Source organism: Winogradskyella sp. (genome assembly GCF_028282165.1).
Lineage (GTDB): Bacteria > Bacteroidota > Bacteroidia > Flavobacteriales > Flavobacteriaceae > Winogradskyella.
Map to the genome: position 1 here is coordinate 1 of NZ_JANQIM010000025.1, position 19451 is coordinate 19451.

At 34.2% G+C, this 19451-nt stretch carries 19 protein-coding genes; 17 read left to right on the top strand and 2 right to left on the bottom strand.

All coding sequences use genetic code 11. The annotated features are described in order from the left end of the window. Nucleotides 1-250 precede the first annotated feature (250 nt). From Q0972_RS09935 to Q0972_RS10010, 16 genes are all read left to right on the top strand, one after another. Entirely contained in the window at nt 251-532 is a 282-nt protein-coding gene (locus Q0972_RS09935; RefSeq protein ID WP_299365399.1) for a hypothetical protein, read from the top strand. A gap of 716 nt (nt 533-1248) precedes the next feature. Then, nucleotides 1249-2130, top strand: coding sequence for a hypothetical protein (locus Q0972_RS09940; protein WP_299365401.1), 882 nt, complete (start codon nt 1249-1251; stop codon nt 2128-2130). Between the two features lie 145 nt (nt 2131-2275). Next, complete coding sequence (locus tag Q0972_RS09945) at nt 2276-2992, top strand: DUF1963 domain-containing protein (RefSeq protein WP_299365403.1); 717 nt, start codon at nt 2276-2278, stop codon at nt 2990-2992. Nucleotides 2993-3219: 227 nt separating this feature from the next. Beyond that, nucleotides 3220-3996 carry a tetratricopeptide repeat protein gene (locus Q0972_RS09950; RefSeq protein WP_299365405.1) on the top strand — a complete coding sequence of 259 codons (777 nt, stop codon included), beginning with the start codon at nt 3220-3222 and terminating at the stop codon, nt 3994-3996. Further along, on the top strand, nt 3993-4457 hold the full coding sequence (locus Q0972_RS09955) for a hypothetical protein (protein WP_299365407.1): 465 nt from the start codon (nt 3993-3995) through the stop codon (nt 4455-4457). Before Q0972_RS09950 ends, Q0972_RS09955 begins: the two co-directional genes overlap by 4 nt. Before the next feature lie 148 nt (nt 4458-4605). Further along, complete coding sequence (locus Q0972_RS09960; RefSeq protein ID WP_299365408.1) at nt 4606-5583, top strand: WD40 repeat domain-containing protein; 978 nt, start codon at nt 4606-4608, stop codon at nt 5581-5583. A 157-nt stretch (nt 5584-5740) separates the two neighbouring features. Continuing rightward, complete coding sequence (locus tag Q0972_RS09965) at nt 5741-6361, top strand: intradiol ring-cleavage dioxygenase (RefSeq protein WP_299365410.1); 621 nt, start codon at nt 5741-5743, stop codon at nt 6359-6361. Continuing rightward, complete coding sequence (locus Q0972_RS09970; RefSeq protein WP_299365411.1) at nt 6354-7181, top strand: hypothetical protein; 828 nt, start codon at nt 6354-6356, stop codon at nt 7179-7181. The genes Q0972_RS09965 and Q0972_RS09970 overlap by 8 nt, the downstream gene beginning before the upstream one ends. A gap of 382 nt (nt 7182-7563) precedes the next feature. Then, nucleotides 7564-8157, top strand: coding sequence for a phosphoribosyl-AMP cyclohydrolase (locus Q0972_RS09975; protein ID WP_299365413.1), 594 nt, complete (start codon nt 7564-7566; stop codon nt 8155-8157). 244 nt (nt 8158-8401) lie between these two features. Continuing rightward, nucleotides 8402-8830: a hypothetical protein gene (locus Q0972_RS09980; protein WP_299365415.1), complete on the top strand. Its 429-nt coding sequence runs from the start codon at nt 8402-8404 to the stop codon at nt 8828-8830. A 196-nt stretch (nt 8831-9026) separates the two neighbouring features. After that, nucleotides 9027-10280 carry a T9SS type A sorting domain-containing protein gene (locus tag Q0972_RS09985; RefSeq protein WP_299365417.1) on the top strand — a complete coding sequence of 418 codons (1254 nt, stop codon included), beginning with the start codon at nt 9027-9029 and terminating at the stop codon, nt 10278-10280. 134 nt (nt 10281-10414) lie between these two features. Next, nucleotides 10415-11191 carry an MBL fold metallo-hydrolase gene (locus Q0972_RS09990; RefSeq protein WP_299365419.1) on the top strand — a complete coding sequence of 259 codons (777 nt, stop codon included), beginning with the start codon at nt 10415-10417 and terminating at the stop codon, nt 11189-11191. Between the two features lie 40 nt (nt 11192-11231). After that, nucleotides 11232-11723, top strand: coding sequence for a GNAT family N-acetyltransferase (locus Q0972_RS09995; RefSeq protein ID WP_299365421.1), 492 nt, complete (start codon nt 11232-11234; stop codon nt 11721-11723). Nucleotides 11724-11864: 141 nt separating this feature from the next. Then, complete coding sequence (locus Q0972_RS10000; RefSeq protein ID WP_299365423.1) at nt 11865-12635, top strand: hypothetical protein; 771 nt, start codon at nt 11865-11867, stop codon at nt 12633-12635. A 235-nt stretch (nt 12636-12870) separates the two neighbouring features. Next, on the top strand, nt 12871-13359 hold the full coding sequence (locus tag Q0972_RS10005; RefSeq protein ID WP_299365425.1) for a hypothetical protein: 489 nt from the start codon (nt 12871-12873) through the stop codon (nt 13357-13359). A 121-nt stretch (nt 13360-13480) separates the two neighbouring features. Next, nucleotides 13481-14593, top strand: coding sequence for an agmatine/peptidylarginine deiminase (locus Q0972_RS10010; protein ID WP_299365589.1), 1113 nt, complete (start codon nt 13481-13483; stop codon nt 14591-14593). 24 nt (nt 14594-14617) lie between these two features. On the opposite strand, the gene Q0972_RS10015 is transcribed toward Q0972_RS10010, so the two are convergent. Together Q0972_RS10015 and Q0972_RS10020 are read right to left on the bottom strand one after the other, a co-directional pair. Further along, nucleotides 14618-15376: a DUF481 domain-containing protein gene (locus tag Q0972_RS10015; RefSeq protein ID WP_299365427.1), complete on the bottom strand. Its 759-nt coding sequence runs from the start codon at nt 15374-15376 to the stop codon at nt 14618-14620. 111 nt (nt 15377-15487) lie between these two features. Then, nucleotides 15488-16726: a peroxiredoxin gene (locus Q0972_RS10020; RefSeq protein ID WP_299365591.1), complete on the bottom strand. Its 1239-nt coding sequence runs from the start codon at nt 16724-16726 to the stop codon at nt 15488-15490. A 247-nt stretch (nt 16727-16973) separates the two neighbouring features. On the opposite strand from Q0972_RS10020, the gene pheT reads away from it, so the two are divergent. Beyond that, nucleotides 16974-19400 (top strand): phenylalanine--tRNA ligase subunit beta, encoded by a 2427-nt coding sequence (pheT, locus tag Q0972_RS10025; RefSeq protein WP_299365429.1) that lies wholly within the window; start codon nt 16974-16976, stop codon nt 19398-19400. Nucleotides 19401-19451 lie beyond the last annotated feature (51 nt).

A 19451-nucleotide genomic window follows, 5' to 3' on the forward strand; every position in this document is an offset into this window, starting at 1 on the left:
ACGGTTAAACCGCCGCTTTACGGCTTCTTTTAATCCTATTTTTTGCCTACAGTCACGCAGTACACTGCTATTCGTCTTTTATTTGCTATATTCATACCTAAACAAGGCAATGGCGCCTCGGCACATTTGCCAACTAACAACTAAAACGAATAGCGTTAAAAGCTTTCGTAGCTCGATCAAGACGCTGTCTTGAAACCCTACTCGCTTTACCCGCGTGACTGTTGTGCAACATTTGAAAAAACATTGAGATTTGATTAAAATATTTCAAAAGTCATTAAAGAAAGAGATTGCCGAATTGAGTAATGAGATTCTGAATTTCGTTTGGTCATATAAAATTGAACATTCTGATATAAAAAGTAGCGGAGTAAAGGATGGAAAACAAATCATTACGGAATATTTAGAAAATCGAGAATACGGAGTTGCTTATGAACATCTTGCATACATAATAACTGAATGCGAAATAGAATTAAAAGTCGAACAGAAAAACCGAATGGATAAAATCGCGGATAGAATGAATATTGAACCAATTTAGTTGCTAACTAATGAAAAAGGTACTGAATTTTTGTTTGGTTGCAAAACCTCTATTTGGCATCAATGATTGGTATAGAATATTTGAAATAACGCTTTAACTTATGAGCAAATATTAAAAATTTAATCAAATAAATTATATGAAAAACTTAGTCAAATATTTCCTTGTAGTTTTTGTTATTTGCTTTTGTTCCTGTTCGGAACTTGGTCCTAACTCAAATGAATTTGTAGTGTACAAGAAGCATAAATATAATGCATATAATTATACATATAGATTAAAACCAACTAAAGGGAAAGGGAAATTATTTATAAATACTTCCGATATATTCAAAGTTGGAGACACATTGAAACTATCTGTTAATTGCAAATAACAATAGAATATGGAAAACGTAAACAGGATGAAACCTTAAATATGAGCGGAACGAAAACAATAATTGATTCTTGTTTGGAATGTCTAATATAAGAGGAAATCAATTCCTTGTAGCCCGAATTAATTGAAAACAAGAGAAAATGGATAAATAAAAACGTGCCACAACAACGTGTATAGCTCATTGCGGCTGATCCCGATAGCTATTGGGACTAATCGGAATTGCCAAAGCCAGTTCGCACGTTGTGCTCGTGTCATTGCAATTTGCTATCTTTCCATTACGGCGGAAATCACAACAGATTTTCAGCAGTGAGCCATACACAAAGCTGTCATACACAATTTAACCCAACAAAATGAAAAAAATCTTAGCAATAATTATTCTGATTACGTTTTTAAGTTGTGAAAAAGATGATGGAAATAATTCAATTGAAATTGATAATAGCCCATTAACCCACGCTGAATTAGGGTTTGAATTAGATGAACCAGATGTGATTTTAAACGAACTCAGCAAAGGAGAGTTGAAAAAACATATAAATTCTATTTTGTTAGTAAGTTATGGAAACGCCTACCGAAAGTGGGAATTTGAATATATTGAGAATACAGATATGTTATCAAAAATGGTATTTTATTTGCCAAATTATCAAGGTTGCGAACAAAACGTTTACGAATTTTCATATAATGAAAATAGCTTGCTTGATAAAGTAATTTCAACTCGGGAAAATGTTTGCAATGAATATGAGGTCATTAAAATATACACCTTTAATTATAATGACAATGGTTTATTAAAAAGTATTTTTATGGATAATGACTTTTTTGTCGAAGAGAACTACTTTGGATATTATCCCAATGGAAAAATTAAAGAAATTTACAACGACCACAGAGGTAGAGGAGTTGAGCCAAGTTTTGGTGTACAAAAGTTTACTTATAATGATTCATTTACAAATGTAATCGAAGTAGAATCTATTGGAACAAGTACACATTACACATATAAATATTTTTACGACAATAATACAAATCCCTTTAAAGATGTTTTTATTGGAACATCCGTCTTTATGCCATTCATTGGGCCAGCGTATTTATCAGAAAATAACGTTATTGAGATGATTGAAAAAAATGAAAATAATATACATAACCAAGAATTTAGTACTGAATTTATATTCAATTACTCAAGTAATAATTCTTTAATTGACTACTCATCTTTAGATAACGAAATAATCTATACAGTAAATCAATAAAAACCGTGTACAACAATGTGTATAAGTAATAGCGGTTGAAATGATAAAATGAGAGTATAAACATAAAACAAAGGTCAGTACGCTCTGAATTGTCAAGGTTGTGACGAACTCAAAAAAAAAGTGTCTAAAATCATAACTGACGGTTATGCTAAACGGTTACTACACATTGAACATAACGAGAAAAGAGTTTGAAAATAAAATCAGAAAATCTGCAATCAAATTTAAAGTTGGTGGATTTAGACCAGAAGAGTCCTTAACCGCTTCTTGGATTGGTAATGTAACTGTAAAAGGGATCAATGAATCATGGCCTGAATCAAACGGAAAACCAATGATTCCGATTTGTCAACTAAACCTAGCTCAACTTCCAATCAGGCCAAACAATCTAAAAGATATTGAACTAATCACTTTATTTGTCGATTCAAATGAATTACCTGACGGCAAACCCAACGGACAGGGATGGTTAATCAGAACGTACAAGAACATAAATGGTTTGGAAGAAATTGAGAAACCTGCTGTAGACTTTCCAATTAAACCATTTCAATTAAAACCTGAAGTAATTGACAATGATTTTCCATGTTGGGAAGATTGTCCAATTGAAGTCCCTGGTGAATTTGATGACGATTACCATAACTTATTTACAAATATAGAAGGAATAAAAATTGGTGGTTGGCCAACCTTAGTACAATCAGAAATTTTATGGGCTCCATTTAATCAACATCCAGCGGAACCAGAATTTGTTTTACAAATTGATTCGATTGAAAAAGCCAATTGGTATTGGGGCGATAATGGAGTGGCTTATATCGGTCGTGGAACGAAACCAAAAACTAAAGAAGATTGGACTTTTAGTTGGCAATGTTATTAAAAAACGTGCGGTAACACAATATATGCTCAATTTGGTTGCTGTTTTTTTGTTTCCAAAAAAGAAAAATCAATGAGTACTCCTCGACTAGGCGAGACTTTCATAAAATCGACAACTGATAATAACAAATCTCTAAATTGGGCTAGACTCTGCCAATTATCAATACGATTTTTCATTATCTTCACAAAAAAAGACAACTGCGCATAGCGCAACATTAGGATGCATTTGAAATGAAAAACATCAAATTTATTACAATTTCACTTTTTTTTATGTTTAGTTGCAGAAATGGTGAAATTTCTGAAGTAAATAAAAAGAAAGCCACTGAACTTAATAATCAAGCGGTTGAGCTAAGAATGAATGGAGAATTAGATAAAGCAATAAATCTTTATAAAAAAGCTTATGAGATAGATGAATCTAATTTAAATGTTCATTTTTCCATATTAGGAATTTATATCCAAAAAAAGGAGATAAAAAAAGCTTTTGACTTCTTAGATAAACTCTCAAAAGAACAAAAGAAAACCGTCTATTATTATCAAACCAAAGGTAACTTATTTGAATACGATGGTAAAATAGATGAGGCTAAAGAAAATTACAAAAAAGCATACGAATTGAATGAAATGGTAGAAATCAAAAATGAATCAGATTTAAATACACTCATTAATTATACTATGCTCGAAACTTTTGCTGGGCATAAGGAAAAAGCAGTGAATAGAATAAATGAAACCTTAAAATTAGAATGGCTGACTGAAGCTAATAAAGATTATTTAGAAACATTTAGAAACGAATTTGAGTTTTATCAAGGTGATGGTGCATTAGAATTTCAAAACGAAAAAGAATTTCGAATTTGCACTAAAAATATTGATAGCTTAAAACAAATTTTAAAGGAAAATCATATTAATATTTCTGGTAGTAGTTCACCAATTGGAATTAGCGAATTCGGAGAAATAAGAGTAAATGAAAAGTTTCGAAGTAAAATTGAAAAACTTGAACTAAAAGAATGTGAATGAAAATGCATACAAATCAATACGATAGGGAATTAAGATATAACAAAGATGGGATTTATCAAGAGTTCAAATACTTCTTCAATCCAGTAAAACAAGAAGGCGGAACTAAAAGTATTAGTCATCACAATGGGGTTAAGATTTCCGAAAAAGACCATTCTGCCTATAAAACAGATATAAACGGTAATAAAATAGAAAAATATTCCGCCTATTCAACTGACACCCTAAAATTAATCTCTACTCATAAATTCAACGAAAAAAATCAAATACTAGAAAATGACTATCCAACCAAACTTGAAAATTTTGAATATGACAAGAATGGGCAGATTACAAATAAAATAATTAAAGACAAAAACGGAATTACAATTCTGAACTTCCACTACAAGAATTCATTACCTGAAAAGATAGTTAAACTTAACGGAGGAAATGAGTTAACTTTCAGATATGAATACGAATATTACAAATAAAAACTACTGGTAACAATGACAATAGCTGATTAGATCGGACTTTTTCTGCAACGAAACCATAGTCAAGACCGTTGGGCAAAATTGCAAAAAATGACTTGTATCCTTTCCCTTAACAGACCTTACAAACAATGGTAGACAAAATAAACTGATGAGAATACTTTATATATTACTACTTATCGCTACGTTTTTAGGATGCAAACAATCCCAAAAAGAAGAAGACCGAAATCAAGAAAAGAAAGAGCGATGGTTTTTTTGGTCAGTCGATTGGCATCCAACTAAGAAACAATTTGTAGTAGGAGGTTCTAACGATTCATTTTTAAAGTTTTTTTCTACCGATAATTTTCAAGAATTAAAAAGTATGCCTTATAAAGGAACGATTACAAAAACCAAATGGCATCCTACGAAAAGTAAATTAGCAATTTCGGTACAAGATGGGAAATCCAAATCTAAAATATTTAACGTTGACAGTGATATGATGGTCGAGCTAGATAGCATACCGAGTACTGGAGCAAGAGCCCTGGGATGGAACCAATCTGGAAATCTATTGGCAGTGGGCGACAATGAGGGCTTTTTAACATTCTTTGATGAAAATGGGAAATTTTTAAAGAAAATAGATACTGGGCAAAAAGGTCTCATGAGTTTAGATTGGCATCCAAAAGAGAATATAATTGTTACGGTTGGCGACAAAATTTCGTTGTATAACTATGACATTAATAGCTTAAAACATTTTGAGGATAGAGATGAAGAAATGCTAATGCTTTGCGTGGCGTGGAATCCTAACGGAGAATTTTTTGTAACGGGCGACTATGGAGATTTTACAAATCACTATCCGCCATTATTACAGTATTGGACATATGAAGGGGAAAAAATAAAAACAATAGAAAAAAGTAAGGCAGAATTAAGGAACTTAAAGTGGTCTAATGATGGTGAATTATTAGCAACTGCCAGCGAAAAAATTAGACTTTGGGATAAAAATGGAAATTTAGTAGCTGAAGAAGCTACCAAAAATCTTCTTTGGGGAATAGATTGGAATAAAAACGGTAATAAAATAATTGCCACAGATAACCAAGGGAAAATCATTTTTTGGGATAGAGACCTAAATAGGTTAAACGAATTGAAATATTGAAAAGACTGCCTACAAAAATGGTTATAAGTAATCACCAATAAATTACTTCCCCACTTAGTACTACTCGTATCACTCAAATCAATTATCTTTAGACTATGGCATAAAAATACACTGATGTTCCATAGCGAGCCATACCTTCAAGACGAATCACCAGACCATGAAAACATTTTTAGGCATAATTCTTATACTTTTGTTCACTACTTCCTGTAAAGGTCAAATGCAGAGAAACGTTGGCGGACCATGCGAAGATTGCGAAGCAGCCTTAGACTATAAAATACTCAATATAAAGCCAAAACCTATTGATACTTTGCCTGGATTTCGTGAGAATGACCCAAAAATAAAAATCACGGGAACCGTATTTAAAAAAGACGGAAAAACACCAGCTGCTCAGATAATTCTATATATCTATCATGTTGACAGAAAGGGAATATACCAAGCTAGTGCCGATCCAAAAGGATGGGAAAAACGTCACGGACAGTACAGAGGATGGCTAATGACCGACAATAATGGGCAGTATGCGTTCTATACCTTTAGGCCCGCACCCTATCCTGAAGTGCAAGAGCCCGAACACATTCATATTTATGTAAAAGAACCGAATACGAGACCCTACTATATTGATAGTTATCTTTTTGAGAGCGATCCAACACTCACGGACAAAATAAAAACATCTCAAAAAAAGCGTGGCGGTTCAGGAATCGTGAGACTTGACCTCCAAGACGGAATTTGGATCGCGAAAAGAGACATCATTTTAGGACTAAATATTCTGGACTATGAATAATCTAAAATCAATTGTATTACTTTCCATAGTCTTTTTAAGCTGTCAGACAAGAACCGAATTTCCTAACGTTAGTAATCAAATAGATTTTGCTTACAAACAACTAAAATATATTGATAAAGTTTCTGAAAAAAATTTACGGGGAGTTAGGTATTTCTCAAATGATAGTTTATTGATTGAAGTCATAGGGCACGAATATCGTTATAAACTAATTTACGATAGTAATAATAAGCTAACAGAAGAATACGACTGTAGAATGTACAATTGCGATGTTGGTTACAGAAAACTATTCTTTTATGACAAAAACAATAACTTCATTGGGAATTTCTATACTTTAGAGACAGAAGTTGACAAAGACACTATTAGTTTTAAACAAACCAAATTTTATAATTCCAACAATCAGTTAATTAAGGAACTGATTCAAAGTGGAAAGAATGCTAAAGGAGAATATTTTGAAACTTGGAAAGTCTATGATTATGTGAATAATAGGATAAACAAAGAAATAGAAACTCATAATTCTGACACCATTTGGGTTGGAAATTACTTTTATGATAAAAAGAATAACCTATCTCAAATAACTAGAAGATTTGGAGATAAATATGAAATCGAATTGTTCTTTTACAGTACATCAAATCAAATAAAAGAGCACCGAATTATGAGTAATGAGTACCAAATCGAAAAATCCACGTCATATAGCACAAACAATAATTCCACACAATACCTATACTACGACAATGGCCTTATTAAAGAAAAGGTACATTATAATCACTTAGGAGAAGAACATTGGAAATATATTTATGAATATGAATCGAAAACAGACTAAGCGCAACAATCGCTACGAGCAGGTTAGAAAGATGATTCTCACAGGTTGCTAGTGCCTGCACGTATTATTATTCTAACTCAAGTGTTGATTTTAATATAGCAGAAAACCATCATAAAATGTAGAATATTATCCCGATTTTAATTATTGCCTTGCCATTTTACCTGTCATATAGATAAAATTTTAAAGAATTAATAACATAATTAATACAAAAAGAACTAGAATTAATTCTTATCTTCTTATCAAGAAACATAGATCTATTTACGTCTTGTGATCAATTCAAAATCAATAGAACCACAGCCTTAAACTAAAGGAGCAGATAGGTCAAAAAAATGGACAAGCCGAACACCATTTTACAAAGTAGGCAAATCAAAAGTCTATAAAAATGATTAGAAAAGTTACGTTTATACTATTATTAGTTATAGGAGTTTCCTGCAATCAAACAGATAATCAAAATACTACCAAACAAGAATCTAATCAAGATCACAAAATAACTCTTTTTTCATCTGAATGTATTACGGAATCCGAAGTTGTTAAAGCTCAAGAAGAATGGGGTGCTGGAATAGTGAAAATCGGAAAAGTGTATTCCGAAGGAGGCAACTACAAACAAGCTGCTATAGAGCATATTCAAAACCTATATGGATACGACCTAAGTTCGGTTCTCTTTAAACCTACTCTAGCTTCTGAAGAGCAATTTAGGGGCACGTTTGACGCAGCTTTGTCTTACTTTGTTGGCGGAAACGAAACTTATCAAGAAGACAAAGGCTTTGCTTTGGCGCCATACACCAAAGTTCGTTGGGAAAACAGCGGAATAATAAACAACAGTTGTAATATGGCCATTGCTATGGGCAATTATTACTTCACTAAAACAGATGGTGAAGAAGTAAAAGTCGAATATACTTTGGGATACATTAAAGATGCTACCGGAAAGTTGCGAATTGTTGTCCATAAATCAGCTCTACCCTACAGTCCAGAGTAAAATAAAAAGCCGAATAAGCTAGCTATGGCAATGACTATAACTTATTAAGCTTAATATCGATATCAATCCCGATAGTCCCGATAGCTATCGGGACAAGTATCTACGCAATTTTTCATTATCTTCACAAAAAAACAGACAACTGCACATAGCGCAGTGTTACCACACTACCACACATATGAGAAGCAGTGTACTAATAACAATATTTTTAATTTCGATAAAAAGCTTTTCGCAAGAAAAAAGCAAAATGTTTCAGTCGGAATTTGCGCCATATACAATCCAATGTGAAAAAATTGGAAGATTATTAATTGACAAAACAGCCGGGTCAAATTTAACTGAATGGTTTGAGGGAAATGATTTAGACAAATACAAATCTGAACTCTCTGAATTTGAATCTGATATTGACAAATCTGAATTAGAAGTCACTTATTATCTATCGTTGATGAGCGAAAATCCATTGATTTATGCATTTGATTTTCGAAATGCAGAAACTGAAACACCATTCGGACAAATATATATTAGATTTATAAATCGCGAGAATATATTAGTTGATGACATAAAAATTATTACTAAATCTAAAATGGATGAAATAGAATCGGAATCTGACAATTCTGAATTGCCAAAACTTCCACCTCCACCAAAACCACCAAAAGAAAAAAAGAAAAGTGGAAATTAAAGTACATGTGGTAACAATATATAACCGCAATTATGGCAATGTTTATACTATAAAGCTTAAAGGTCACCCAAAAGCTTAAAACCACTAAATCAGAAAATCTTTCACTTCCCAAACAATTAATCTGCCTTTATTTGCTAACTTGCGTATAAAAGCAACAAACTAAACCCGAGCATTAGTAAACCTAAAAAACTAAGAAATGACAAAAAAACTACTATTGATTTTTACATTACTTGTAAGCCTTATTACTTGGGGGCAAACCTATGTGAGCGGCGGCATCAACCAAGACACATTTTGGACACTGCAAAACAGTCCCTACATCATAACCGGGGATACTGTTATCTTTGGTGACAACACGCTAACCATAGAGCCAGGGGTTGTTGTGAGATTCGATAATGACGTTCAGTTACGTATACAAGGCTCGCTCATTGCCATAGGGGATAGTTCTAATACTATAATATTCACTTCTAATGATCCCAATCCTCAAAGAGGATCGTGGCATGAAATAAATCTCGAATTCAATGCTGTATTACAGTTAGATTATGTTGAAATGGAATATGCAGACAATGCTTTGTATTATAGCTATATAAATACATCGAGCTATATTAGGAATTCAATTTTTCAATCTAACAACAATGCGATTGAAGCAGAATCTGGCGGACAGTTTGCATTAACCATAGAATCTGTTAGGTTTATCGATAATGATAAAGGAGTTTCTAATTATCACGATGATTTAACTTTATTGAATTGTGAATTTATAAATAATAGAATTGGTGCAGAATTAGTAGAAAGCAACGTCGATTCATGCCTGTTCGAACAGAATTCTGAAATTGGTCTTGACGGCCATACATCCACAATTCAAAACTCCACCTTTATATTTAATAATATTGGATTAGAGCAAAGTTTTAGTGGCGGAATCGATTCGTCTATTATGATAGGAAATACCATTAAGGATAATTCAATTGGTGTTAAGATAAGAGGTAATAATCCCATGGCAACATTTACAAATAATACCGTATGCAATAATACCATATATAACATAGAAAATACAAGTTCTTTTAGTGGGCACGACTTATCCGATAATTGTTGGTGTACAAGTGATACCAATGAAATAGAAGACAGCATTTTTCATGGCTTGGATGACATTAATTTTGGAGTTGTTACTTTTACCCCAACTGCTACAGGATGTCCAGATTCTACATTAAGTGTTACCGATGTACTTGAATCAAATAACGGCAATTTATTTTACCCAAATCCAATTATCGAGGAATTGCATTTTTTTGATGACTTTAAGAAAGTCTATGAGATTTACGCAATAAGTGGTGTCCTTGTAGAAAAAGGGGCCGCTATTGGTAAAATCAATCTTTCTAATCTTAATGCAGGATTATATGTGATAAAAGTAGAAATAGTGGACCAATCGAAAACAATAATTAATAAGCTTATTAAGAATTAAGCATTGCCAAAAGTGTATAACTGGAATTAGCATCGTCAGTTCTTGTTATTCGTATCACTCAAATGAATTGCTTTTAGGTTATAGTAAAACTATAGTCGCGACTACTACCCCCAAGTCAAAAATATAAATCAAATATGACAAAAATTCACCACCTAAACTGTGTTAAGATAGAATCGCCAATGGGTTCCGCTATTGGACATTGTTTGCTCATTGAAGAAAATGGCAAACTAACGCTGATCGATTCTGGAATCGGACTTTTGGAAACCAAGGATCCTGAAAAGACATTAGGAAAAGAATTGATTGAAGTAACTGGCTATATCTTTGAAGAGCGTCTAACAGCAATAAGACAAATCGAAAAACTTGGTTTTGAATCTAAAAACGTTGAGAACATTATCTGTTCGCATCTTGACCCTGACCACATTGGAGGATTGGCAGACTTCCCCAATGCCACAGTTCATGTATCAAAAGAAGAATATGAGAGTTTTAAAAGTGGAAACGAAAGGTATTTGCAGCAACAATTATTCCATAAGCCAGATTTAAAACTTTATGAAAACAACGATTCGGAATGGTTTGAACTTGCAGCCAGAAAAGTTGATTTGAACCTGCAAAGTGAAATATATTTAATCCCTCTGTTTGGACATACACTTGGCCACTGTGGAGTTGTAGTAAAAGCAAACAATCAGTGGACTTTCTACGTTGGAGACGCCTATTACCTGCGCGCAGAAATAGACAATAAAAACCATCCTGTTGACCAATTAGCGACAATTAGAGCCGTAGACAATAGTTTAAGAATTGCATCCTTAGAAAAAGTCAGGGAAATCATAAGACGGCATGGTGACCAAATCGAATATTTTGGCTATCACGACCCAACTGAATTCAAAATGAAAAAGCCCGTCGGCAACAGTATATAATTGTAGTAATACAACACCATTGTAAGCCATCAAAACGGATATGAATGTAAGAGTGTTAGAACATACTGAATCCGATTTTTTGGCAGAAATGCTGTATGAAGCCATCTACATTCCTGAAGGACATGATCCTTTACCTAAAGAAATAATAAAGGATCCTTCTTTGTCTAAATACATTGAAAATTGGGGAAAAGATAAATTCGATATTGCCTTAGTTATGGAAATAGAAGATCAACTGGTTGGTGCTATTTGGGGACGACTTTTTTCCAAGGACAATAAAGGATTTGGCTATGTCGATGAAAATACCCCAGAACTGAGTATGGCTGTTTTGAGCGACTATCGAAATCAAGGAATAGGAACAAAACTAATTCATACAATAGCTACTGAATATCAGAAAATCGGAGTGCAAACACTATCGCTAAGTGTTGATAAAGCCAATAATGCTTCAAATCTTTATAAACGACTTGGATATAAAATCATAGAAGAATTAGAGACATCTTGGACAATGAAAAAAGAATTAAATGACCACTTATAAAAATAACCAACTCAACAAAGCCATTACATTGAGTTACTAACACTAGATCGCATTGCTTGTATCACTCAAATAAATTACCTTTGAGCCCTGGCGAAATCATAACTGAGGCCGCCACAAACCATTTAAACCAAACGCTACAAAATGAAAAAACTACATTTACTCATTGGATTTTTAATCGGATTTACAATACTAGCTTGCTCGTCGGACGACAGTTCTTCAGATACAAATCAAGAAACAAATAGATTCTATAAAAAGTCTGAAGCCTATAGAAATAGTAGTCTAGTTTTTGATAAGACCGTAAACTATAACTCTAATAATAAAATTCAATCCATTTTAACAAATGACTATGGATACAATACAGAGACGATTACTGTGACATATTCAGGAAATACAATAACAAGTATAAACGAAATTGATGAATTTGATAATCCAAGCAATGCTGACCGAAATGTCACGTATGATGTAACCATTGAAAATAATAAAATTACTTTAGAATCAGACGATTATACCATTGAGATAAACCACTCTAATGGTTATGTAAATTCTACAAGAGAATTTTATCCTTCAAATCCAAATGCTTTTACTGAACAAATCTTTACGAGGGATTCAAACCTAAATTTAGTTTCAAACACAACGGGAGACGGTTCAACATTTACGTATACAGATTTTGACTCGGATAAAATGATAGACCCATTTGGGAGTGTCATGGAATATTTCTATTCCGACTACTTTAAAATATTTGACTTAAAAGTAACAAATAGTAATCCTCTGACAGCAACCTACAGTCAAGGAAGTATAACCGATACATATAGTCAGTATCTAGAATATGATGAACTAGGGTATGTTATAAGAACTACATTCGAACCTAATTCAACTACTGATTATACGGAACATGAATACATTGAATTGTAAAAACTGTTTGTAACGACAGCTATAGTTTGTTACTACCATAACTAGCCCTACAGTATCATTCTGTAGGGTAGCTTTCACCAATCTGTATTGCGGATTTCACGCTATTTTATTAACTTTAGACAAAGTCGGAAAATCCTCTTCCAACGTTAAGTTTCTGTGAACACGAACGGATTATCCTGCATAGCCCTGCACACAAAGCCTTTGTAATAATTGTTAACTTAAAACAAAACCAAACATGAAAAACCTTATCTTTCTTTTAGCATTGATCCTTCTATCCTGTAACGAAAAAAGCAAAGAATCCCATTCAGAACCTTCAAAAACGAAAGCTTTAGATATTGAAGCCGAATTAGCATCGATTGAAAAGACCCGTGCTGGATTTCAATTAGCAATTAAAGAAAAACGATATTCTGATCTAAAAAACTATAGTACTAAGGATATCATTTCTTTAACACCCATTTGTGGCACCTGGGAAGAATATAAACAACTTAGAGATGAACCCGTTGGTTCTTTCAGCTATGACAGTCTCATAATGAAACCAAAAGAAACAATTATCGTAAGCGATAGTGTTGCTTATGATTTCGGAACGAGTTCCATGTACTACACCAATGCAGAAGGTGAACCTGTAGAAATTAAGGACACTTTTTTAGCCATACTTAAAAAAGACAAAAATGATGGAAAATGGAAATTGCATAGAGAAGTCGCCACTACAAACATATTGGAATAAAAACTATGGCCAGCAATGGTTATAGTTCATAAAGAACATATCGTAGTCAAGATCATTACTAGTAATTTGAAAACGCTAGTGATGAAAAACATAAAAAATGAAAATAATGTCTATTTGTTTGATGATAATTTTAGCATTAGTGTCTGGCTGTGACGAGGATAGCAAGGCCATCACTACAGAAACAGACATCCTCTACATTATGCCTGAAGAAAGTGAGCCCCACGAGGGTACTTGGCTGCAATGGCCACATCAATATCAATATGGTGTTGAATATCGGAATAGTCTAGACCCAACGTGGATAGATATGACCCAAGCGTTGGTAAGTAGCGAAAACGTTCATATTATTGCATACAATGAGACAGAAAAAAATAGAATTATAGGGTTATTGACTTCCGCAGGAATAGCATTAGATCATATAGATTTCAAAATTCAAAAAACTGACGATGTTTGGGTTAGAGACAACGGGCCAATTTACACCAAAGACTTAGACGGGAATTTAGTGATACAAGATTGGGGATTTAATGGTTGGGGAGAAAAAATTGACGAAGTATCTGGGTTTCCTATCGAATTTGAAAATTGCGATATCATCCCAACTAAAATTGGTGAAAGTCAAGGAATAGACGTGATCGATTTAAACAGCACAATGATAAATGAAGGCGGAAGTGTAGTCATAAACGGAAATGGCACTTTAATGGCCTGTAAAAGCTCTATTTTAAACAACAACCGTAATCCTGGAATGACCCAAACAGAGGCAGAAAGAATATTCAAAACCTATCTGGGTGCAACCCATTTTATTTGGTTAGACGGCCAGGCAGGTCTAGAATTGACTGACCAACATATCGATGGATTTGCAGTATTTGGTAATGCTACCACTATTGTAACAATGAGCGAAAGTGATCTTTTGGAATATGATGTGCTTCAAAGTGATATTGATAAACTATATACAGCAACAAATAAGAACGGTGAAGCTTACACTTTTGTGCAAGTTCCCTTAACCCAAAATACAGTTAAAAAAACGGACGGAACAGACCTTGGCTATAAAGGCTCCTATATAAACTATTATATAGCAAACAATAAAGTATTAGTCCCTAATTATAATGATCCTAACGACGCTGTTGCTAATGGAATTATACAAACACTTTATCCAACAAGAACAGTGGTAGGCATAGACGTAAGAAATCTATACGAAAATGGTGGCATGGTACATTGTGTAACCCAACAACAACCTTTATAGTTAGTTCATTATACCAAACTCCAATCAATAACTCTTCAACGTCAGTCCAAAGGTTAAAAATTGGTCTTCACGCTTTTGGCCTTCAACGACAATACTTTCAAAGGTATGCAGGTAATTGATCTTAAAGTTAAGGAACTTCCAAATGGGCAATTCGATTCCAAAATCGGCCTGCCAGCGGTAATTATCGCTTTCCTCTAAGGAAGGCTGTACATAACTTTCGTGACTGAGAATCACCTTTTCCTTAAAGAGGTAGTACTTACCATTCACCCAAATCGTACCGCGAAAGGTATTGATCTCATCACTACTGTCATATTCATCGATATTAAAATCGGTATTATCAAAATTGGTTTGCTCGTACTCACTAGTCAACGAAAACTTAAGCCAGTTCTTGTCTTTCTTGTAGGCTTGCCAAGTAAACCCGGCACCTATTAACGATCGCGAACTAATTTCTCGCCTAAAATTGGTACTTAAAAAGCCCAAGACCTGCGGATATATTTTCTTTTCGGGGTTGAAGTATAAAAAATTAAGACTCAAAAAGTCGGCATCGGCTTTTTCTTTACCAAATTCCTGATACACATAAGAATTTTGGGTTTTAACCACCCATTTTTTCCACGGTTTATAAGTCACACCAGACTTGGCCCTAAAAATGAAAGTCTCTACATTACCGCCTTGCCAAAAACCCGTTAAGGATAGATCAGCTTTAATCTTTAGCGAATCACTTTCGTTTATTTGCGCCGAAAGCAACACAGGCAACCACAATAAAACGCAAACTATCTTTTTCATGCTACAGTAACTGAAATTATACTTCCATATACAATGCGAAGATATTTATTTGTTAAATATTACGTTTAATTGAATTGAGAATTTTACGATAACGTTTTCTTTGGAGGGAGATTAAGGCTTACCCTCATTTAATAACTCAGCCACGAAGCTTTCAAATTCGGCTTTAAACTCGGTATATTTTTCACCAGTGGCTGGACCGTTAAAACCTGTGTGTATTTTACGAACCTTTCCTTTTTTATCAATAAAAATGGAGGTTGGGTACGACAACACATGATTGAGCATTGGCAATTTTTCCTGCGCTTTGGTTTTACTCGACGTACCATATTGCGCCAAAAGTATAGGGTAGTCAATACCTATCTTAGATTGTAAACGTTCTATTCGGCTAAACGCTGTTGCCTTGTCTTTCGCATATTCAAAGGCCAAAGCAATAAACTCAATATTTTTGTCTTTGTTCTTTTTGTAAAAGTCAGCGTAATATTTGCTCTCATCCAAGCAGTTAGGACACCAAGTCCCCATAATTTGTACAATCACAACTTTGTCTTTAAATCGCTCGTCTTTAAGGCTTACCAATTCATTGGACGTATTAGGAAATGTAAAGTCAATACTATCGTAACCTTCTTTTAAAAATGTGAGTTCGTTGGCACTTGGCAGTTCATAAGTTGGGTTACGTTTGGCAATAAAAGGTTCTTTCCAATGATTACCCGAATAAAAAGTACCTTCCATAGTAGAATCGGTCACCGTTGCCGTAAATAAAAAAGCATGTGCGCCATCGAAGGTGGAAAGTTTCACGGTATTACCATCCATCACACCTTCGAGATAACGGTAATCACCTGTGGTGGTTCTAAAAGTACCTGTGACCTTTTGTCCTTCCTGTTTAAAAATACCTTTCGCCATATACTCATCCTCAGGAACACCTTTACTAAAAACCGTTTCCCAGATTCCAGAAACATTTTGGGTAGCGTCCTGTTGTATTTCAAAACGTTTGTTATTATTAAGCTCTGCGGAAAAAGGTACGATGCGATCTAAGCTTTCTTTAATAAAACTACCTTTAAGCTGTTCACCATCAAAAGCTGCTGCGATATACCCTTCAAATACAGGTGTTGTAATAAAAACGGAATCGTTTCGGTATTCAATCTCGTCAACATCAATCACTTCGTCAGCATTAAAAATTTGCAAGGATTTAGGTGATTTCACTTCAAAATTAAAAGGTAAGAACGTACCGTCCTGTACCTTTAGTGTTGCTCTGTAAGTTCCTGTCTTTAAAACATTGTCCATTACAGCTTCTTTTTTTACATCTTTCTTACAAGACAAAACAGTTAAGAAAACAAAACAACAGATTAGGTATCGCATCATGAAATAGTATTATTTTTCAGTAAAATTCGTCAATTCGAATAATTTTTCGTTATCTGATATCAAAAAATTGTATCGAGAATAGAATTTCAGCTCTCGATACACTCTTTCGGAAAGATCAAACTGACAGTAATTTGTAGTATTTGGATTTGAAAACTTACAACATACATAATTATTAAAAATTGTCTCCTCTGATTTCTTTAGGAATCTAGTATTTTTATCTTTGTAGCTTGATTAATGTAAGCGCATGAAAATATCATACAACTGGCTTAAACAGTTCATAAAGATAGATTGGGATGCTGAGAAAACAGGGGAACTACTCACGGATCTTGGCTTAGAAATAGAAGGTATTGAACACTACGAGTCCGTAAAGGGTGGGCTAAAAGGTGTTGTTGTTGGTGAAGTGTTGACCTCTGTGCAACATCCTAATGCTGATCGACTAAAAGTCACTACGGTTAATATTGGCGAAGACGAACCAGTACAAATTATTTGTGGCGCTCCTAATGTGGCTGCTGGACAAAAAGTGCCTGTAGCAACTATTGGTACTACCCTATATACTGCTGAAGGTGAAGCTTGGAAAATTAAGAAAGGAAAAATTCGCGGTGAGGAAAGCTATGGTATGATTTGCGCCGAAGATGAATTAGGTCTCGGTGAATCGCACGATGGTATAATGGTGTTAGATGAAAAACTCAAAGTGGGCACACTAGCTGCCAATATTTTTGATATTGAGAATGACGATGTTTTTGAAATTGGCCTTACTCCTAACCGTGCCGATGCTATGAGTCACTATGGCGTGGCACGCGATCTAAAAGCTGGACTACTGCAAAAGGAAATTGCTCTAGAACTCATAACACCATCCGTAATGTCGTATCATGTAGATGCGAGATCCTTAAAGATTGATGTAGAAGTTAAGGACAAAGAAAAGTGCCCTCGCTATTGCGGTGTAACAATTTCTGGTGTTAAGGTAGAGGCATCTCCCAATTGGTTACAGCATCGCCTAAAATCAATTGGCCTATCACCTATTAATAATATTGTTGATATCACCAACTATGTATTGCACGAATTAGGACAGCCTCTACATGCCTTTGATGCAAACAAAATCTCAGGCAATAAGGTTGAAATAAAAACATGCAAAGCTGGTACAAAATTTACGACACTCGATGAAACCGTTAGGGAATTACATGAAGATGATTTAATGATCTGCGATGCCGAAAAACCGATGTGTATAGCTGGTGTTTTTGGTGGTATCGATTCAGGAGTTACCGAAAATACAGAGAATATATTTTTGGAAAGTGCTTATTTCAATCCAGTTAGCATTAGAAAAACAGCTAAGCGCCATGGACTAAGTACAGATGCATCGTTTAGGTTTGAAAGAGGTATCGATCCCAATATCACCGAATATGCATTAAAGCGTGCAGCCTTATTGATTGCTGAAATAGCTGGTGGCGAAATTACGAGCGATATTTCTGATGCCTATCCAAAGAAAATCGAAGATTTTCAGGTACGCTTAAGTTTTGAAAATGCCAAAAAATTGATCGGTGAAGAAATCCCAAGAGAGACCATCAAAAGTATTTTAACATCCTTAGAAATTAAAGTCAATAACGTTACTGAAACCGGATTAGGACTAACAGTACCGGCTTACAGAAATGATGTACAACGCGAAGCCGATATTATTGAGGAAATCCTAAGAATCTATGGTTATAACAATATCGGTATCAATGAAAAGTTGAACGCTTCTATATCCAATTCTAACCGATTTGAAGATTACAAACTTCAAAATGTTATTGGCAATCAGTTAGCATCCCAAGGCTTTTATGAGATTATGGCCAACTCCTTAACGTCTTCTAAATACATTGAATTAGACGAGGATTTAAATACCGAGCACAATGTACAAATACTAAATCCATTGAGTAACGATTTAGAAGTAATGCGCCAGTCACTTTTGTTTTCTGGTTTAGAAGCGGTATCTCACAATATCAACAGAAAGCGTAACGACTTAAAACTATTTGAATTTGGTAAAACCTACCATCAATATTCAGGGAATCGTGAAGAGCATAAACATTTATCGCTTTTTGTTTCAGGAAACAAAACGGAAGAACGTTGGAATTCTGTAACAAGCCCTAGCGACTTTTTCTATCTAAAGGGCATCGTTGAAGCGATTTTACAGCGTTTAGGTTTAAACCGTTTAAGGTCTACTCCTACTAAATCCGGCGTTTTAAGTGAAGGGATGCAACTTTCACTTGGAAAGAGAACCTTAGTTGATTTTGGATTGGTAAAGAAATCGGTATTGAAACATTTTAGCATTTCTCAAAATGTATTGTTTGCTGATTTTAATTGGGATAACATTTTGGAAATGGCACAACACAACAAAATCAAGTTTAGTGAAATTGCAAAATACCCGGAAGTACGCAGGGATTTTGCGCTGTTGCTAGATAACAATGTGACTTTTGAGGATATCCATACTATTGCCAAACAAACCGAAAAGCAATTACTTAAAAACATCAATTTGTTTGATGTTTACCAAGGCAAGAATTTACCAGCAGGTAAAAAGAGTTATGCGGTGAGTTTTATATTGCAAGACGAACATAAAACCTTAACCGACAAACAGATCGACAAAATAATGTCTAAACTCCAAGCGAATTTTGAATCCAAGCTTGGTGCAGAATTAAGGTAAACATTATCATTTTATTTACATTTATCACAAACCCTTTTTTTATTTTTAACA

Excerpts from the sequence above, each read along its gene's own strand:
- Q0972_RS09955 (WP_299365407.1), top strand. The coding sequence starts at position 3,993 with ATGAAAATGCATACAAATCAATACGATAGGGAATTAAGATATAACAAA.
- pheT (WP_299365429.1), top strand. The coding sequence starts at position 16,974 with ATGAAAATATCATACAACTGGCTTAAACAGTTCATAAAGATAGATTGG.
- Q0972_RS10000 (WP_299365423.1), top strand. The coding sequence starts at position 11,865 with ATGAAAAAACTACATTTACTCATTGGATTTTTAATCGGATTTACAATA.
- Q0972_RS09980 (WP_299365415.1), top strand. The coding sequence starts at position 8,402 with ATGTTTCAGTCGGAATTTGCGCCATATACAATCCAATGTGAAAAAATT.
- Q0972_RS09975 (WP_299365413.1), top strand. The coding sequence starts at position 7,564 with ATGATTAGAAAAGTTACGTTTATACTATTATTAGTTATAGGAGTTTCC.
- Q0972_RS09960 (WP_299365408.1), top strand. The coding sequence starts at position 4,606 with ATGAGAATACTTTATATATTACTACTTATCGCTACGTTTTTAGGATGC.
- Q0972_RS09995 (WP_299365421.1), top strand. The coding sequence starts at position 11,232 with ATGAATGTAAGAGTGTTAGAACATACTGAATCCGATTTTTTGGCAGAA.
- Q0972_RS10010 (WP_299365589.1), top strand. The coding sequence starts at position 13,481 with ATGATAATTTTAGCATTAGTGTCTGGCTGTGACGAGGATAGCAAGGCC.
- Q0972_RS09985 (WP_299365417.1), top strand. The coding sequence starts at position 9,027 with ATGACAAAAAAACTACTATTGATTTTTACATTACTTGTAAGCCTTATT.
- Q0972_RS10005 (WP_299365425.1), top strand. The coding sequence starts at position 12,871 with ATGAAAAACCTTATCTTTCTTTTAGCATTGATCCTTCTATCCTGTAAC.
- Q0972_RS10015 (WP_299365427.1), bottom strand. The coding sequence starts at position 15,376 with ATGAAAAAGATAGTTTGCGTTTTATTGTGGTTGCCTGTGTTGCTTTCG.
- Q0972_RS09950 (WP_299365405.1), top strand. The coding sequence starts at position 3,220 with ATGAAAAACATCAAATTTATTACAATTTCACTTTTTTTTATGTTTAGT.
- Q0972_RS09965 (WP_299365410.1), top strand. The coding sequence starts at position 5,741 with ATGAAAACATTTTTAGGCATAATTCTTATACTTTTGTTCACTACTTCC.
- Q0972_RS09940 (WP_299365401.1), top strand. The coding sequence starts at position 1,249 with ATGAAAAAAATCTTAGCAATAATTATTCTGATTACGTTTTTAAGTTGT.
- Q0972_RS09990 (WP_299365419.1), top strand. The coding sequence starts at position 10,415 with ATGACAAAAATTCACCACCTAAACTGTGTTAAGATAGAATCGCCAATG.
- Q0972_RS09945 (WP_299365403.1), top strand. The coding sequence starts at position 2,276 with ATGCTAAACGGTTACTACACATTGAACATAACGAGAAAAGAGTTTGAA.
- Q0972_RS09970 (WP_299365411.1), top strand. The coding sequence starts at position 6,354 with ATGAATAATCTAAAATCAATTGTATTACTTTCCATAGTCTTTTTAAGC.
- Q0972_RS10020 (WP_299365591.1), bottom strand. The coding sequence starts at position 16,726 with ATGCGATACCTAATCTGTTGTTTTGTTTTCTTAACTGTTTTGTCTTGT.